At 56.9% G+C, this 527-nt stretch carries 1 protein-coding gene; it reads right to left on the reverse strand.

The genetic code is table 11. The annotated features are described in order from the left end of the window. The coding region (locus tag GTW58_RS13945; RefSeq protein WP_209436604.1) for a recombinase zinc ribbon domain-containing protein at nt 1-527 on the reverse strand (527 nt) is incomplete at both ends.

Below are 527 nucleotides of genomic sequence, written 5' to 3' on the forward strand. Positions count from 1 at the left end.
GCAATGCGTAAAAGTCATCGCGCCCTCGACGGAGTTCGCCTCGTTCGGCTTCGAACTTCTTGACCTGCGGAAAAACGACCTCGCCCGACAGCTCATCGTTGTTGTATGCGCTCATGAGTTCGGTCATCTTCTCATCGACTCGCCGCAACTTTGCTTCGTGTGGCCATTCGGCTGGCTCCTCACTCTGTTGTAGCTGGCCGCCTTCGCGCTCCTTCTCCATGCGGTCGGTGATGTGTGCTACTAGATGACCCTCAACCCATTGTTCGAGCCGTTCCGCGCTGATCGCTACGTGACCGCTCCCGTCTTTGCAACTGTAGGTCTTCGCTCCGGTCAACTGCCCGTACATCTTGCCACCACATTCACCGCACGTGACTAACCCCTTCAACAGCCACTTGCCTTGTCGCACCTTTGTCAGTCCGCGCTTTTTGAGCATTGCGAGTGCGGCTTCACGATCTTCGAGCGAGATGATCGGTTCCCATATGCCTTTTACATGGCCGCCTGCACCATCGGAAAGCGGTTTGCGGCGG

Origin of the sequence: Kocuria subflava, from assembly GCF_012163155.1 — a bacterium.
GTDB classification, from domain to species: Bacteria; Actinomycetota; Actinomycetes; order Actinomycetales; family Micrococcaceae; genus Kocuria; species Kocuria subflava.